The organism is Rodentibacter caecimuris, from assembly GCF_010587025.1.
GTDB classification, from domain to species: domain Bacteria; phylum Pseudomonadota; class Gammaproteobacteria; order Enterobacterales; family Pasteurellaceae; genus Rodentibacter; species Rodentibacter caecimuris.
On sequence record NZ_CP040863.1, the window covers coordinates 2,018,337 to 2,034,477 of the forward strand.

Genomic DNA, 16,141 nt, shown 5'->3' on the forward strand with positions numbered 1-16,141 from the left:
TACAGCCTAACTTCAGGTATAAAGTAGGAACTAATTGTTACACTAAGGTATTTTTTCCTGCTGTTTACAAAACTTGCAAAGCAGAATATCAGAAGGTATTTAGCAGGAGAAATACAGATTTTTTAGAATGCTATAAATTTAATTTATACAAAATATAGAATCGGTTTATAAAGTTTGTCACCCTTACAGAGGACATCAAATGGATATTCGGCATTTACGCTATTTCATTGCGATTGTTGAAAATAACTTTAATTTGAGTAAAACGGCTCAAAATTTATATATTTCTCAACCTACGCTCAGTATGATGATTTCTGATTTTGAACAAAGAGAGGAAATTCAATTATTTAAACGTTCAAACGGAAAAATAATGGGGCTGACTTATATCGGTGAAAATTATTACCATGATGCGAAGGAAATTATTGCTAAATATAACGATATGCACCGCAATTTACATAATGAGAACACGGAGCTGATTGGTAATATCACGATTGGTATTCCGCCTTTAATCTTATCCGTTGTCTTTTCCGATGTGATTCCTTCACTTATTTTAAATAACCCTACTATCAATATTACTGTAAAGGAGCAAGGCGCTTTTGCATTAAAAAGTGAATTATTACTGGAACAAGTGGATCTTGCCGTTTTGCTTTATCCGGAGGGGATCTCTAAAAATATCATTGATTCTTTTGCCATTCATCATTCGGAACTTTCTCTCTTTTTATCGCCGAATCATCCGCTGGCAAATAAAGAAAAAATTGAATGGCGGGATTTAAATAAACAAAAAATGGCCATCTTTGATAAGAATTTTATGATCTCCCATCAATTAAAAGAACATTTCGAACGACATAACATTTATCCGAATATTGTGATTGAATCCGGCTCTTGGGACTTTATGCTCAATGCGGTAAAACTCAATCACGATCTATTAACAATCTTACCTTATCCCATCGCTGAGCAATATCAATCGCCGGAATTTGTCTGTCGTAAAATTAACGAACCGATTTTATGGCGGGTCACACTTTGCCGATTGAAGAAAAATAATTATTCAACGGTGGAAAATTATATTTTTGATTTGTTGTTGAAATTATTTAAAGTTAAATAATCAGTAAAGCGGCATTATGTAGCAGTTGTACAAACTTTGATTTTATCTCATAGGTAGGGACGCCACGCTGGCACCCCAAAAAAATTAAATAATTTCAAAAAGTTGTGTGGCGGACGCCAGTATGGTGTCCCTACATTTTCTTTAAATTGTGCAACTACATAATACCGTAGTAATAAAGCAAAAGTGCGGTCAAAATTAACCGCACTTTTTAGGAAATGTTATGCTTTTGTGGTTTGTTTTAAGAAGATATACCCGACAATAGCAGAGATTGTCGAACCGATCAGAATACCCAAACGGGAAAGCGTATTGACACTTTCACCGGCATTCGCCTCAAAAGCAAGGCTTGCCAGAAACATGGACATCGTGAATCCGATACCGCACAGAATGGCGACGGCAAAAATTTGTTTAAAATTAATTTCTTCCGGTAACTTCGCGATGCCTAACTTCACCGAAAGATAACTGAAAGCAAATACACCGACCGGTTTGCCGATAATCAAGCCTAAGGCAATGGCGAGTAATAACGGTGAGGTCAGCATAGAAAAATCCAACCCTTCAAAACTTACCCCTGCATTGGCAAAGGCAAATAACGGTAAAATAAGGAATGCAGTCCAAGGCGCAAGTAAATGCTCAAAATCTTCTAATGGTGTTTCGCCTTTTTCACCTTTGAGAGGGATACAGAAACCGATAATAACACCGGCGAGTGTAGCATGTACGCCGGATTTTAAGACAGATGCCCATAAGATTGTGCCGACCACCATATAAGCGCAAAGTGCGGTGACTTTAAAGCGGTTTAATACAATGAGTAGAATGATTGCGATTGCCGAGAAAATGAGCGCTTGAATACTTAAGCCATGGGAGAAGAATAACGCAATGACGACAATAGCGCCCAAATCATCAATGATCGCAAGCGCTAATAAAAAAACTTTTAACGGCAGAGGAACCTGTTTGCTTAACAGTGCCATAACCCCTAGTGCAAAAGCGATATCCGTTGCCATTGGAATTGCCCAACCGTTGGCTAAGGTTGGATCGTCGTGCGCAATCAAAATATAAACCAATGCAGGGATTAGCATACCGCCTACTGCGGCAATTGCCGGAAAAACGGCTTGTTGATAGCTGGAAAGCGACCCCTCTAACAGTTCACGCTTGACTTCCAATCCTACTAGAACGAAAAACACCGCCATAAAGCCGTCATTAATCCAATGAATGAGGGTTTTACTAATTGCGAAACTACCGATTTGGATACTTACCGGTAGATTTAAAAAGTCATGATAAAAAGTATTGAAAGGTGAGTTGGCAAATAAAATTGCGATAAATGCGGCGAAGAGCAATAAAATTCCGCCGGATGATTCGAGTTTGAAAAATTGTTGTATCAGTTGCAACATAAAAAGATCTCCCCAAAAATAAATACAATAAAAAAACTCAAAGAAGCCCCGATACTATCACATTTTTATTATCTACGAAAAATATCGGTCTGAAAGTGCGGTCATTTTTTTGATAGTTTTTGCGTTAATATTGATTGAATGCTCGAGCTCACATTTTTTTATTTGAAGATTAGGGTTATCAAGTACTTTGTAGTAGAATAAGCTCCTTTTTATTAACTGAGAATACTATGACTCGTAAAGATATTATTGTTTTAGGAATGATGATTTTTGCGCTTTTTTTAGGTGCAGGAAATATTATTTTTCCGCCAATGGAAGGGTTTACGGCAGGCTCATATTGGGCTACGGCATCTTTTGGCTTTATATTAACCGGTGTATTCATGCCATTTATTACGTTGGTTGTTGTTGCGATGCTTGGGAGAGGGGAGGAACTTTCCCGCGATTTGCCGAAGTGGGCGGAGATGATATTTTTAACCATATTATATTTAGTAATTGGTTCTCTGTTCGCCATGCCGCGTGTGACTAATGTCGCCTATGAAATGGCATGGTTACCGCTGAATATTGTGAATGACACCGATAACGCCCATTTTATTTTTTCCCTGGTTTTCAATGTTATCGGGATGTTTTTTATGTTACGCCCTAATACGATTGTTTCAACCGTAGGAAAATTTATGACACCGGCATTGCTCGTGTTATTGGTTGTGGTAGCTGTGAGCGTTATTATCTCCCCACTTTCCGACATTGTTGAGCCAAGCAAGGCTTATGCCACAAATCCTGCAATTACTTCCGGATTAATCAGCGGCTACCAAACCATGGATGTGTTGGCGGCTATTGCCTTTGGTGGGATTGTTGCCCGTGCATTGGCTGTACGGAATGTGACTGCTCCGCAAAAGGTTATGAAATATACTATTTCCGCAGGGTTGATTTCCGTGTTTTTATTGGCAATGCTGTATTTTGCCTTGTTCTATCTGGGGGCGACCAGTGCGCAAGTGGCAGAGGGCGCAACCAATGGCGGGCAAATTTTCTCCCGTTATGTTAATGCTTTATTTGGGATTTCCGGTACTTGGATTATGTCAGGCATTATTATTTTAGCGAATATCACGACACTTGTAGGGGTTACCAGCGCCTGTGCGGATTATTTCTCTAAATTCCATGTTCGTTTATCTTATCCGTTTTGGGTCGTCGTATTTACGATTTTAACTACAACGGTGGCACAAACCGGTTTAACGGAATTATTAAGAATTACTATTCCGGCATTATTATTGATTTATCCGGTAGCAATTATGTTGGTATTACTGCAAATTATCCGTAGTAAATTGCCGAATATTAAACTCAGTTATTACCTCACTTTACTGGTTACGGTGTGCTTTAGTGCTTGTGATAGTTTGAAAAACGTTGATTTACTACCGCAATCCGTTGAGAATTTACTGGGCCATTTACCGCTTTATTCCGACGGCATGGCATGGTTGATTCCGGCATTTATTGCCTTGGCGTTATCGTTATTATTAGGACGGAAAAAAGCTTAAAAAAATAGCCGCATAATAAAAAATACCGAGTATAAAAATACTCGGTATTTTTATAAAAGTGCGGTTACTTTTTAAAATGTTTTTATATGCTTAAACGTTGACGCACAATCTCAAACAAACATACGCCTGTTGCTACAGAGACATTTAAGGACGAAACCGATCCTGCCATTGGGATACTTATCAGTTGATCGCAATGTTCTCTGGTTAAACGGCGCATTCCTTCGCCTTCCGCCCCCATGACCAGTGCAAGTGCGCCGGTGAGCTTGCTTTGATAAATCGTTTCGGTTGCCTCGCCGGCTGTTCCTACAACCCAAATATTGTGATTTTGCTGTAAGTCACGAAGGGTACGGGAAAGATTAGTAACACGAATGAGCGGGACGGTTTCCGCCGCTCCGCACGCCACTTTACGCGCAACGGAAGTGAGTTGTGCCGATTTATCTTTCGGTACGATGACTGCTGCTACGCCCGCCGCATCTGCGGTACGCAAACAAGCACCGAGATTGTGGGGATCGGTTACGCCGTCAAGCACTAATAAAAGTGGATTTTGGCTATTTTGTAGAATGTTATCAAGATCGTTTTCACCCAGTTCTTTCATGGCTTGCACGCGTGCAATAATACCTTGATGTACTTCACCGTTGGCTTTTTTATCTAACGTTTGACGATTCACAAATTGCACGCCAATGCCGATTGAGTGCAATTCGTTTAGTAATGATTGTAGGCGTTTATCTTCACGTCCTTTTAGTACAAACACTTCAATAAGGCGTTCCGGTGTATGGGTTAAAATACTGTTTACGGCGTGAATGCCATAGATTTGTTCTGACATAGGCTCTCTTTTATATTTTGTTATTTATTTTTCTTTTCAAGAAAATAGGAAAATCTAGGATTGTATTTTCGATTTTCTCGGTTTTTTAGATACTTTTTTATTTTTGACCGCACTTTTGCGTTTTCTCGTCACCTTTTCAGGCAACTCTTTGAATACTTTTTTAGTTTTTTCTTTTGCCGTTTTACCGACGCGACGTGGTTTGTGTTCGCTACTGACCAGTGAAAAATCTATCATTTTTTGTTCTAAATGAACGGCTTCCACCCGAATACGCACTTTATCGCCCAATCGGTATTGTATGCCGCTATTTTCGCCAATTAAACGCTGTTTGGCAGCGTCAAATTGATAGTAGTCATTTTCTAAGGTAGAAATATGCACTAAGCCGTCAATGAATAAATCGTCCAAACGTACAAACAATCCAAAACCGGTTACGGAAGAAATCACCCCGTTAAATTCACTGCTAATGTGATCTTGCATATACTCGCATTTCAACCAATCCGCAACTTCGCGAGTCGCGTCGTCGGCGCGGCGCTCCGTCATTGAACAATGATCGCCCAATAGATCCATTTCATCAAGGGAATAATGATAGCCGCCACTGTTAGTGGTTTTACGTTTTATCCCCTGTTCTTTGGCAAGTAAATATTTAATGCTGCGATGGAGTGTTAAATCCGGATAACGGCGGATAGGGGAAGTAAAATGGGCATATTCTTCCAGTGCTAAGCCAAAATGCCCGATATTGTCTGCATTGTACACTGCTTGGCTTAAAGAACGTAGCAACATAATTTGAATCAGCTCGTGATCCGGTCGTGTTTTTATTTTTTCTAGCAGAGCGGCATAATCTTTCGGTGTCGGTTTTCTCCCGCCCTCCAACGTTAAACCGAACTCACTCAAAAAAGTACGGAATGACGTGAGTTTTTCTTCACTTGGCATTGCGTGAATACGATATAGTGCCGGTTCATTGTGTTTTTCCATAAAATTAGCGGCAGCAATATTGGCAAGGATCATACATTCTTCAATGATTTTATGAGCATCGTTACGAATTACCGGTTCAATCCGCTCAATACGTCCCATGGCATTGAAAATAAATTTGCTTTCAATCGTTTCAAAATCAATCGCACCGCGTTGGTGTCGGGAGGAAAGCAAGGCTTGATAGAGATGATGAAGTTCTTCCAAATTCGGCACGAGGGAGACATAACGTTCCTGTAATTCTGCATCACCTTCCAATATTTTTGCTACTTTTGTGTAGGTTAAGCGTGCGTGGGAATTCATTACCGCTTCATAAAAACGATAGGCGGTGAGTTTACCTTTGGCTGAAACTTGCATTTCACATACCATACAGAGACGATCGACCTGCGGATTGAGCGAACACAAACCGTTAGATAAAATCTCCGGTAACATCGGTACTACACGATTTGGGAAATAGACCGAGTTCCCTCGGTTGTGAGCCTCCGTATCCAAGGCGGAACGTAAACGCACATAATAGCTCACATCGGCGATCGCCACCCAAAGTTTCCAGCCTTTACCCTGTTTTTCACAATAGACCGCATCATCAAAATCGCGGGCATCTTCGCCATCAATGGTAACTAACGGTAAATTGCGTAAATCAACACGACCTTTTTTGGCTTCTTCAGGCACCTCTTCGGTAAATTTTTTGACGTATTTTTCTACCGCACTTGGGAATTTATGAGGAATATCGTGATTACGCAAAGCAATTTCCACTTCCATTCCTTTTGCCATATTGTCGCCTAAAATTTCCGTAATCATCCCTATCGGCTGATTGAAGGCGGCGGAACGTTCTTGTAATTCGACTACCACCACTTGCCCCATACGCGCACCGTTACGATGTTCGTTTGGTACAAGAATATCACGCCCGATACGGCTATCGTCCGGTACCACATAACTAAAACCGTTTTCCAAAAAGAAACGACCGACAATTTGTTTTTTACGGCTTTCTAGCACACGTACAATGCGAACTTCACGGCGACCGCGATGATCCAGACCCTCCGGTTGAGCCAGTACGAAATCACCGTGCATAACCCGTTGCATTTGAGGATTTGGAATGAAAAAGTCCTCTTTTTTACCCTCGACTTGCAAGAAACCATAGCCTTCCCGATGACCTATTACCAAACCCTTAACCAGGTCTAATTTTTCCGGTAAGGCATAGCGTTTACGTTTGGTGAAAACAAGTTGTCCGTCATTTTCCATCGCACGCAAACGGCGACGCATAGCCTCCATTTGTTCCTCGTCACGAATGGAAAGTGCGGTCAAAATTTCTTCCCTATTCATTGGTGCGTTATTTTCGCTAATTACGCGTAAAATAAGTTCCCGGCTTGGAATCGGATTGCCGTATTTAGCTAACTCCCGTTGATAATGAGGATCTTGGAGTGTGCGTTTTTTCTGTTTTTTTGCCATGGCTTTTTGATAGGTATTAAAAATTGCAGTGAGTTTGACACTGTAAAGGAAATAATGCAAGGAAATAGGACGATTGAACGATATAAAGGCTTATTTCCCGTTGGGACATAAGCCTTTTATATCAAAAATTTGTTGATATTGATTAACCTTTTTTACGACGTTTTAATGTGTCGAGTAACACGGCAATAACGATAATCGCACCTTTTACAATTTGTTGCCAGTATGGATCAACACCAAGCATATTCAGTCCTTTATTGGTTGTACCAATAATTAATGCACCGACAACGCACATTGGAATCGTACCGAAGCCACCGCTTAAGGATACTCCGCCGATCACGGCAGCGGCGATGGCATCCAGCTCCCAAGCTAAACCGTAAGACGGGTTTCCGGCATAAGTTCGGGCTGCCAATAAGGCACCGGCTAAACCGGATAGCGCTCCGCCAAGAATGTAAACCCAGATGAGGGTTCGATTCGTATTGATACCACAAATTTTTGCCGCATTTAAATTTCCCCCGACAGCATAAACATGGCGACCAAATGTTGAACGGCTAAGTAAAATATGACTGAAGATAACAATTAAAATATATAGCAATACCAAGCCCGGTAATCCGAAAATATTCACATCGGCAATCCAAGTAAAAGCTTCGGAAGAGGCATCAATCGGACGACCGTCGGAATAAAGTTGCGCTGCACCACGAGCAATAATCATCATTCCCAATGTGGCGATAAACGGTGGAATACCGCCGATAGCGGTTAGTCCGCCGTTAACTAATCCCAATCCAGCACCAATTAGAATTGATACGGAAAAAGCAAGCAGGGCGGCGGATACCGTATCTCCGCCCGTTACGACTGAAGCAGAAACCACGGCGGTTAATGCCACAACCGACCCTGATGATAAATCAATGCCGGTTGTGATAATGATAAATGTCACACCAATGGCGATAATACCAAACATAGAGACCTGTTCAATAATACTCCAAATGGTTCTTGCCGAGAAAAAACCATCAATTGAAATCGATAATCCTAAAAACAGAAGAATTAAAATTAAGACCATTCCATAAGCATTGATGATTTTCTTCAATGTCACGTTTTCCATATTAAACCTCTTATTTTTTGTTAAAAACCGATGGTGATGGATCAAAAACTAGCCTGAAGCTAATTCAAGAACCCGTTCTTGTGTTAGCTCCGAATGAGGAATTATGCCCACTTGGTGTCCTTCGTGCATGACCATGACACGGTCGCTCATGGATAAAAGTTCCAACATATCTGAGGTAATCATAATGATGGTTTTACCTTGTTTTGATAGTTCAACCATCAGTTTATATAATTCCGCTTTTGCTCCCACATCAATTCCTTTTGTTGGCTCATCTAAAATTAGAATATCCGGTTCTAATAGCAGCCATCGGGCAAGTAATACTTTCTGTTGATTTCCGCCGGAAAGGTTATTGGTAATAACTTCGACATTTGGCGTTTTAATTTTTAATTTTACTTTTTGTTCGTTTGCTGTCTTTTGAGCTCTTGTGGCTGAAACTAAGAGATTATCAAGATATGGTGACATTTTCGGCATAATCATGTTGTCGGTCACACTAAGATTTAGAAAGAGTCCGGTTAGCTTTCTATCTTCTGTCACAAAACCAATTTTATATTTCATCGCATCAAGCGGATTGTTGATGTGTGCCTTCTTGCCTTTAATATAGATTTCTCCACTGTCTGCCGGCTTATAACCGAATAATCCCTCTACGATCTCTGAGCGTCCTGCGCCGACTAACCCGGCAATACCAAAAATTTCACCTTTGCGTACAGAAAAGTTAATATCTTGATAATGCCCCGCCCGAGTAAAATTTTTTATTTCAAGTATCGTTTCATTGGAAGGTTCAAAACGTTCACGTTGAAACATCTCGGACATATCACGCCCAACCATCATGGAGATAAGTTGCTCTTTGGTGACCTCTTTGGTTGGTTTGGTATCGACATATTGACCGTCACGAATGACTGTAATCTCATCGGATACACGGAAAACTTCATCGAGTTTATGGGAAATAAAAATAATCGCGATCCCTCTCGCTTTCACGGTTTCAATAATACGGTAAAGTTGCTCCACTTCATTTTCGGTTAATGAGGTTGTCGGTTCATCCATAATGATGATTTTTGCATCATTGGAAACTGCGGTGGCAATAGCCACTAACTGTGCTTTTGCCACCGATACTTCGGACATTTTGAGCGTAACATCCATTGGAACGCCGAGATCTTTTAAAATGGCTGACGCTTGCTCATTCATTGCTTTTTGATCAAGGAAAAACTTGCCTTGCGTGATTTCACGACCTAAATAAAAATTATCGGCAATCGTTAAATTGGCAGCTGGGGAAATTTCCTGTGGCACCATCGTCAATCCGCGACGAATCGCGTCAATGGGGCGGCTTGGTTTAAAGGGTTTTTCGTCTAAAATTAATTCTCCTCCCTCATCAGGGATATAGATCCCGTATAGTATTTTCATTAAAGTAGATTTCCCAGCGCCATTTTCACCCATTAATGCATGAATACTGCCACGTCTGACACGAAGATTAATTGCATCAAGTGCTTTTACCCCCGGAAATGTTTTTGATACATTTCTCATTTCTAAAATGTAGGGAGAGTGAGGATTATTAGCCATTTTTAACTCCTTAAATCGATTAAGAACGGATATTCCCGGCGTCATTGTTAGAAAGTGCGGTCAATTTACGCCTTATATTTTATTAATATGATTCCTTTGATATGGGGTGTCTCACATTTTTGATTTGTTCTTTTAATGGGAAAGGACAATGTTATCCTTTCCGTTATAGTCGATAAGGAAATTATTTTTTGTATTTTGCTTGATATTCTTCTTTTTTGTCCGGCGTTACCAGTTCAAAGGGAACCCATTTCACCGCCGGTACTTTTTCTCCTTTCGCGGCTAAATATGCGATTTCAGCTCCTGTCATACCTTGGCCGGCAGCAGATTGAAACACGGTTGCATCTAACCCTTTGCCAAGATAATCCAATGCATCCGGAGTCGCATCCAGACCGATAATCAGGAGATCTTCATCTTTAAGACCTAATTTTCGCCCAGCTAAGACGGCACCAATCGCCATTTCGTCATTATTACTGACGACAACATTTAGATTTTTATTTGCGGCAAGTAAGTTTTCTGCGATTTCTAAGCCCTTAGCTCTATCCCATTTTCCTTCTTGCTCGGTGAAGATTTTTATATTTTTATTTTGGGCAAAAATTTCTTTATTACCCTGTGTCCGTTTAATTTGTGCATCCTGACCTAAAGGGCCCATTAAAATAGCGGCTTCAGCGGATTTTCCTTGTAACGTATTGACAATAAAGTCTGCTTGAATACGTCCGCCCTCAATTTCATCGGAGCCCACATAACTGGTGACGTACTGCATATCTTCATCTAATGGTTTGCGATTAATAACGATAAGGGGAATACCGGCTCGTTTAGCTTTTCTACCAATAACTTTAACGATATTCGGATCGGTTGGAACAACCAATAAGGCATCGACTTTTTGATCAATAAATGTTTCTGCGTCATTTAGTAATCGGGCGGGATCTCCGTTAGCATCGGCAAGTTTTATTTCAACATCATCGTGAGCATTATCGAATTCACGGATAGCATCCTGAAGATAGGTTTGCCATTTATCTGAGAAGGCAACCATTGGCGCACCGATGACGATATTTTTAGCCACGCTGGCTTGTGAGGTGAGTAGAGCGCTACCGCATAGCAATGCCAATAGTATTTTTTTCATAAGATTACTCCTTTGATTGAGTTGACGAATAGCAAAAAACATACTTTATTGAAATATTTTAAGAAATTTAAATTTCACAAATTAAAAATATAAAATAAATAATCTATTTGTATGTATATCATTTAGCTTATATCACGTGCAATAATCAAATTTCAAAAGTGTGAGCTAGATCTTATTTTAGAACTAAATTTTTTTATTAAAAAATAGTAGAAGTTTTAATCCATTTTGTGAAATGAAAATAGGTGCGTTACAGCACCTATTTATGAGGTGAAAGAAGTTGTGGTTATACGATTTCTTCTACATTAACCCAGCGTTTTTGTTCATAAGATAATGCGATAGCATCCAATACCCTTGAGACTTTATAGCCTTCCTCAAAATTGGGATAAAGTGCGGTCGAATTTTTAGAAATTCCGTTGATCAAATCTCTTATTTCCACCGTTTTTTGATCGTTAAAACCTATTCCATGTCCGGCACTGACACAAAAATTTCTATAATCAGGATGAAGCGGCCCGGTTAAAATCGTTTTAAAGCCTTGTCTGGCCGGATTTTCATCATGTAAATACAGTTTTAATTCCGCCATTCGTTCCTGCGTGTAGATAATTGATCCTTTCGTACCGGTAATCACATAACTTAACCCCATTTTTCGCCCGCAAGCAATACGGGAGGTTTCAATCGTACCCATACATCCATTGCTAAAACGAACTAGTGCCGTTGCTTGATCTTCATTTTCCACTGGTAAACGCTCTTGTAAATTTTGGGGATTGGGTCTTGTTTTAATGACGGTTTGCATATCACTAATAACCGAATGAATTTCTTGTCCTAATAAATATTGAGACATTTGAACAATGTGTGCGGCAAGATCTCCTAAAGCACCTAAACCGGCTTTTTCTTTTATACAATGCCAATCTAATGGTGTATTTTCATTGGCAAGATAATCTTCATTATGCGTACCATAGAAGTGGATAACCTCACCGATTTCCCCTTTTGCAATGATTTCCCTTGCTAATTGGGTTGTCGGATTTTTGATATAGTTAAATCCCACTAGGGTTTTCACTCCGGCTTGTTTTGATGCTTGATACATTAATTTGGCATCTGTCGCTGTCAATGCGAGTGGTTTTTCAGAATAGACATGTTTGCCGTTTGCAATGGCTGCCAAGGCAATTTCCTTATGTAGAAAGTTTGGTGTACAAATATCAACTACATCAATATTTGGATCTTCTACAACATCGCGCCAGTTTCCGGTAGAACGCTGAAAGCCAAACTCTTTGGCTTTTTGTTCGGCTAATTCCGGGGTAATTTCCGCCAAATAATCTAACACGGGCTGCGCTTCGAGCGGAAAAACAGTCGCGACTTGCGAATATGCAATAGCATGACAACGCCCAATATATCCCGTACCGATTAAACCAATTCTTACTTGTTTCATGATGTTTTCCTTTTTTAAATATCAACAACATAAAGTAAAGGAGATAGCTTCTGAGTTCGCTATCTCCTGAGTTGAATTATTTAATTATAATGTCGGCATACTGAATGCGGCATTTTCAATAACGTATTTATTCGGCCAGCGGGTTGTGACGGTTTTCATTTTGGTGTAGAAACGTACTCCGTCAGGCCCATAAATATTTAATGTGGTATAGGCCGAATGCTTCCAACCGCCAAAGCTATGAAAGGACATGGGAACCGGAATCGGAACATTAATTCCAACCATACCGGCTTGAACATGATAGGCAAATTCACGTGCCGCACCACCGTCAGCAGTAAAAATTGCCGTACCATTACCGTAAGGATGTTCATTAATCAATCGCATGGCTTCCTCAAAGTTTTTCGCCCGAACAATGCCAAGAACCGGGCCAAAGATCTCTTCTTTATAAATCACCATATCAGGGGTTACGTTATCAAACAAACTGCCGCCAATAAAGAAACCGTTTTCATGTCCAATCGGTTTTTTACCACGTCCGTCCACAAGCAACGTTGCACCTTCCTCCACACCTTTTGTTATGTAATTGGTAACATTATTAAGATGTTGTTGACTGATAAGAGGGCCAAAATCCATTTCTTTTTCACCTTCTTTTGGTATTCCAGGCCCGTAACGAAGTGCTTCAACTTTAGGTTTTAACGTAGCGATTAATTTATCTGCTGTTTCGTCATCCATTGTAACCGCCAGAGAAATTGCCATACAGCGTTCACCGGCGGCACCAAATGCGGCGCCCAATAGCGCATTGGCTGTTGATTCAATATCTGCGTCAGGCATAACCAAGGCATGATTTTTCGCTGCACCAAAAGCTTGAACCCGTTTACCGAATTCAGCACCCATTTTATATACATGTGCAGCGGCAGGAGTAGAGCCTACAAAGCTGATAGCGTGTACTCTTGGATCTCGTAATAAAATTTCATTATCGTGGCGATCGCCATGAACAACATTGAAAACACCATCCGGCAAACCGGCTTCTTTTAATAATTCTGCGAGCTTAATAGAAAGTGAAGGATCTGCTTTTGCTGGTTTTAAAATAAAGGTATTACCGCAAGTAAGGGCGACTGGGAACATCCACATCGGTACCATAGCGGGAAAGTTAAACGGGGTAATGCCTGCCGTTACGCCTAACGATTGAAGTGAAGAGTGAATATCAATTCCCCGTCCGGCTTGTTCAGAAAATTCTCCTTTAAGTAAATGAGGAATACCGCATGCAAACTCAACCACTTCCAGACCACGGGTTAATTCGCCACAAGCATCAGAGTAAACTTTACCATGTTCTTCAACAATGATTTTAGCTAGTGCATCCCAATCTCTTTGTAATAATTCTTTAAATTTAAACATAATGCGTGAGCGGCGGAGCGGAGATGTTGCAGACCATTCCGCAAAGGCATGATGAGCCACATCAATAGCCTCATACACATCGTCCGATGTACTCATGATGACTTGGCGAATTTGTTCACCTGTTGCCGGATTGTAAATCGGGAATGCTTCTGTTCCTCTACTTGGAACTTGTTTACCGTTAATAAAGTTATAGACAGTTTCCATGTTGAACTCCTCATATCGTATCAAGTAAGCTATTTTTAATCCTAAACGCAGTATAGTGATTAGAGTTAGTCAATACAGATTATGAAATTAATATGCTTTTTTCAATCAGTCAAAGGTTAAAATGAAATATTTATTTCATTTTTGTGATCTGTGTCTAGTTTTGGAAAAGTCATCATAGATTGCATAAATAAATGGAGTATGATGGAGACTAAAATGTGATTTCTAGGGAATTTAAAGGAGAAAATATGGCGAATTTACTGTCTAAATCAAGAAAAAATCATCCGGAAAAAAATGGTGAAGTCCAAAAAATCACACCTAAAACGGCAGGGTGGGATTATGTAGGATTCGAAATGTATCATTTACAGGCACAACAAACACTTGAATTTGATACACAAAATACGGAGGTTTGTTTTGTGATTGTTGCGGGGAAAGCGACATTTAAAACTGCAACAGAAACTTTTATTCAGATAGGTAATCGTAGTACGCCTTTTGAACGAATTCCACCCTATGCATTTTATGTTCCTCACTCACAATCTGTCATTATTCAAGCGGATAGTTATTTAGAATTAGCGGTCTGTCGAGCGCCAAGTCAAGGCTGCCTGCCAATAAGATTGATTAAACCTGAGGACATTGGCATAGAAAAAAGGGGATATGGCAATAATAAACGTCTTGTTCATAATATTTTACCTGAAACAGAAAGCGCCGATGCCTTGTTGGTTGTTGAAGTCTTTACCGATGAAGGTAATACGAGTTCTTTCCCAAGCCATAAGCATGACGATAAAAATTCATTAACTGAAACCTATTTGGAAGAAACCTATTATCATCGTTTCTCTCCGTCTCAAGGCTTTGCCCTACAACGTGTGTACACGGAGGATCGATCCTTAGACGAATGTATGGCGGTTTATGATGGTGATGTGGTTCAAGTTCCCCGTGGTTATCACCCTGTTGCGACAATTGCAGGGTATGATAATTATTATTTAAATGTTATGGCGGGCCCCGTAAGAAAATGGAAATTCACTTGGGAACAAGATCATAGCTGGATTAATACGGAAGAATATGAGAAGAAGTTTTAATTTACTCTAGAATCAAAATACTATTATTTAAAAGTGCGGTCATTTTTCTAATAAAATGGCCGTTTTTCTTGAAATATTTATTTAACCGGATAGGATACTAAAAATATTTGAACAATTAAGGTGTAAACATATATGAAAGAGCAATCTCAATTAACAATGTTGAAAACTGAAATTCAAACAGGTTACGACGGTTTAAGTAAAAGATTAAAACAAGTTGCTCAATATATTCTAGATAACAGTGATAGTGTTGCCTTTGATACCGTTGCAACAATAGCAGAAAAAGCAAATGTTCCTCCTTCTACATTGATTCGGTTTGCCGCTGAGTTTGGTTTTTCCGGTTTCAACGAAATGAAACAGATTTTCCGCGAGAATTTAATGGAGAAAACGACAAATTACACCGAGCGTTTACAATTGTCGCATAAAATTAACCAAGTAGAAGGAAGTGAATCTCCGGAAAATATTTTAGCAATATTTGCACATGCGAATAGTCAGGCATTACAACAATTAGCGAATAACACTGAAAATGAGCAAATTTATGCGGCAGTGAAAATACTAAAAGAAGCCAATAATATTTTCATTATTGGATTAAAACGTTCTTTTAGTATTGCTTGTTACTTAAATTATGCGTTACATCATTTAGATTGTCGCTCTTTCTTAATTAACGGATTAGGCGGTATGTTTGATGAACAACTTAATCAAGTAAAAGCCGGAGACGTGGTGGTTTCTATTAGTTTTTCACCCTATGCTAATGAAACGCTTAATATTACTCAGACGACTGCGAAAAAAGGTATTCAACAAATTGCGATTACCGATAGCCAAATTAGTCCGTTATTAGCTTTTAGTGATGTTTCTTTTATCATAAAAGAAGCCCAAGTATTAGGATTTCGCTCTCAGTGCGCAACAATGAGCCTTGTTCAAACTCTTGCGATTACACTCGGTTTAGAAAAAGAAAAAGAAAAAGAAAAAGAAAAAGAAAAAGAAAAAGAATGATAAAAATGCCCCCGATTTTTAACATCAAGGGGCATTTTTCTTAGATATAAAATAAG

Annotated in this window: 12 protein-coding genes; 4 read left to right on the forward strand and 8 right to left on the reverse strand. The window is 39.7% G+C overall.

The annotated features are described in order from the left end of the window. Positions 1-199: 199 nt before the first annotated feature. On the forward strand, positions 200-1,099 hold the full coding sequence (locus tag FEE42_RS09875; RefSeq protein ID WP_059368071.1) for a LysR family transcriptional regulator: 900 nt from the start codon (positions 200-202) through the stop codon (positions 1,097-1,099). 218 nt (positions 1,100-1,317) lie between these two features. Here the strand turns inward: FEE42_RS09875 and nhaA are convergent, their stop codons facing one another. After that, on the reverse strand, positions 1,318-2,481 hold the full coding sequence (nhaA, locus tag FEE42_RS09880) for a Na+/H+ antiporter NhaA (RefSeq protein ID WP_164028390.1): 1,164 nt from the start codon (positions 2,479-2,481) through the stop codon (positions 1,318-1,320). Between the two features lie 227 nt (positions 2,482-2,708). Between nhaA and brnQ the strand changes: the two genes are divergently transcribed. After that, on the forward strand, positions 2,709-4,004 hold the full coding sequence (gene brnQ, locus FEE42_RS09885) for a branched-chain amino acid transport system II carrier protein (RefSeq protein ID WP_059368068.1): 1,296 nt from the start codon (positions 2,709-2,711) through the stop codon (positions 4,002-4,004). Positions 4,005-4,086: 82 nt separating this feature from the next. On the opposite strand, the gene rlmB is transcribed toward brnQ, so the two are convergent. The 7 genes from rlmB to FEE42_RS09920 form a co-directional block, all read right to left on the reverse strand. Further along, positions 4,087-4,827 carry a 23S rRNA (guanosine(2251)-2'-O)-methyltransferase RlmB gene (gene rlmB, locus FEE42_RS09890; protein WP_077581606.1) on the reverse strand — a complete coding sequence of 247 codons (741 nt, stop codon included), beginning with the start codon at positions 4,825-4,827 and terminating at the stop codon, positions 4,087-4,089. A 54-nt stretch (positions 4,828-4,881) separates the two neighbouring features. Further along, a complete protein-coding gene (gene rnr / locus FEE42_RS09895; RefSeq protein ID WP_164028392.1) occupies positions 4,882-7,236 on the reverse strand; it encodes a ribonuclease R in 2,355 nt (784 codons plus the stop codon). Positions 7,237-7,378: 142 nt separating this feature from the next. Further along, the gene (locus FEE42_RS09900) at positions 7,379-8,332 is read right to left on the reverse strand and encodes an ABC transporter permease (protein WP_059368064.1); all 954 of its coding nucleotides are present in this window, start codon (positions 8,330-8,332) and stop codon (positions 7,379-7,381) included. Between the two features lie 48 nt (positions 8,333-8,380). Then, complete coding sequence (locus FEE42_RS09905) at positions 8,381-9,886, reverse strand: sugar ABC transporter ATP-binding protein (RefSeq protein ID WP_164028394.1); 1,506 nt, start codon at positions 9,884-9,886, stop codon at positions 8,381-8,383. Positions 9,887-10,067: 181 nt separating this feature from the next. Beyond that, a complete protein-coding gene (locus FEE42_RS09910) occupies positions 10,068-11,006 on the reverse strand; it encodes a substrate-binding domain-containing protein (RefSeq protein WP_164028395.1) in 939 nt (312 codons plus the stop codon). Positions 11,007-11,289: 283 nt separating this feature from the next. Next, entirely contained in the window at positions 11,290-12,429 is a 1,140-nt protein-coding gene (locus FEE42_RS09915; protein WP_164028396.1) for a Gfo/Idh/MocA family protein, read from the reverse strand. 84 nt (positions 12,430-12,513) lie between these two features. Then, positions 12,514-14,022 carry a CoA-acylating methylmalonate-semialdehyde dehydrogenase gene (locus FEE42_RS09920; protein WP_164028398.1) on the reverse strand — a complete coding sequence of 503 codons (1,509 nt, stop codon included), beginning with the start codon at positions 14,020-14,022 and terminating at the stop codon, positions 12,514-12,516. A 245-nt stretch (positions 14,023-14,267) separates the two neighbouring features. Here FEE42_RS09920 and iolB point away from each other — a divergent pair, with 245 nt between their 5' ends. Further along, positions 14,268-15,095, forward strand: a complete 828-nt coding sequence (iolB, locus tag FEE42_RS09925; protein ID WP_164028399.1) for a 5-deoxy-glucuronate isomerase — start codon at positions 14,268-14,270, stop codon at positions 15,093-15,095. A gap of 132 nt (positions 15,096-15,227) precedes the next feature. Continuing rightward, complete coding sequence (locus tag FEE42_RS09930; protein ID WP_135969533.1) at positions 15,228-16,085, forward strand: MurR/RpiR family transcriptional regulator; 858 nt, start codon at positions 15,228-15,230, stop codon at positions 16,083-16,085. The last annotated feature ends 56 nt before the right edge of the window (positions 16,086-16,141 follow it).

Bases quoted from the DNA above. Each gene is read 5' to 3' on its own strand.
- FEE42_RS09875 (WP_059368071.1), top strand. From the start codon at position 200: ATGGATATTCGGCATTTACGCTATTTCATTGCGATTGTTGAAAATAAC.
- nhaA (WP_164028390.1), bottom strand. From the start codon at position 2,481: ATGTTGCAACTGATACAACAATTTTTCAAACTCGAATCATCCGGCGGA.
- brnQ (WP_059368068.1), top strand. From the start codon at position 2,709: ATGACTCGTAAAGATATTATTGTTTTAGGAATGATGATTTTTGCGCTT.
- rlmB (WP_077581606.1), bottom strand. From the start codon at position 4,827: ATGTCAGAACAAATCTATGGCATTCACGCCGTAAACAGTATTTTAACC.
- rnr (WP_164028392.1), bottom strand. From the start codon at position 7,236: ATGGCAAAAAAACAGAAAAAACGCACACTCCAAGATCCTCATTATCAA.
- FEE42_RS09900 (WP_059368064.1), bottom strand. From the start codon at position 8,332: ATGGAAAACGTGACATTGAAGAAAATCATCAATGCTTATGGAATGGTC.
- FEE42_RS09905 (WP_164028394.1), bottom strand. From the start codon at position 9,886: ATGGCTAATAATCCTCACTCTCCCTACATTTTAGAAATGAGAAATGTA.
- FEE42_RS09910 (WP_164028395.1), bottom strand. From the start codon at position 11,006: ATGAAAAAAATACTATTGGCATTGCTATGCGGTAGCGCTCTACTCACC.
- FEE42_RS09915 (WP_164028396.1), bottom strand. From the start codon at position 12,429: ATGAAACAAGTAAGAATTGGTTTAATCGGTACGGGATATATTGGGCGT.
- FEE42_RS09920 (WP_164028398.1), bottom strand. From the start codon at position 14,022: ATGGAAACTGTCTATAACTTTATTAACGGTAAACAAGTTCCAAGTAGA.
- iolB (WP_164028399.1), top strand. From the start codon at position 14,268: ATGGCGAATTTACTGTCTAAATCAAGAAAAAATCATCCGGAAAAAAAT.
- FEE42_RS09930 (WP_135969533.1), top strand. From the start codon at position 15,228: ATGAAAGAGCAATCTCAATTAACAATGTTGAAAACTGAAATTCAAACA.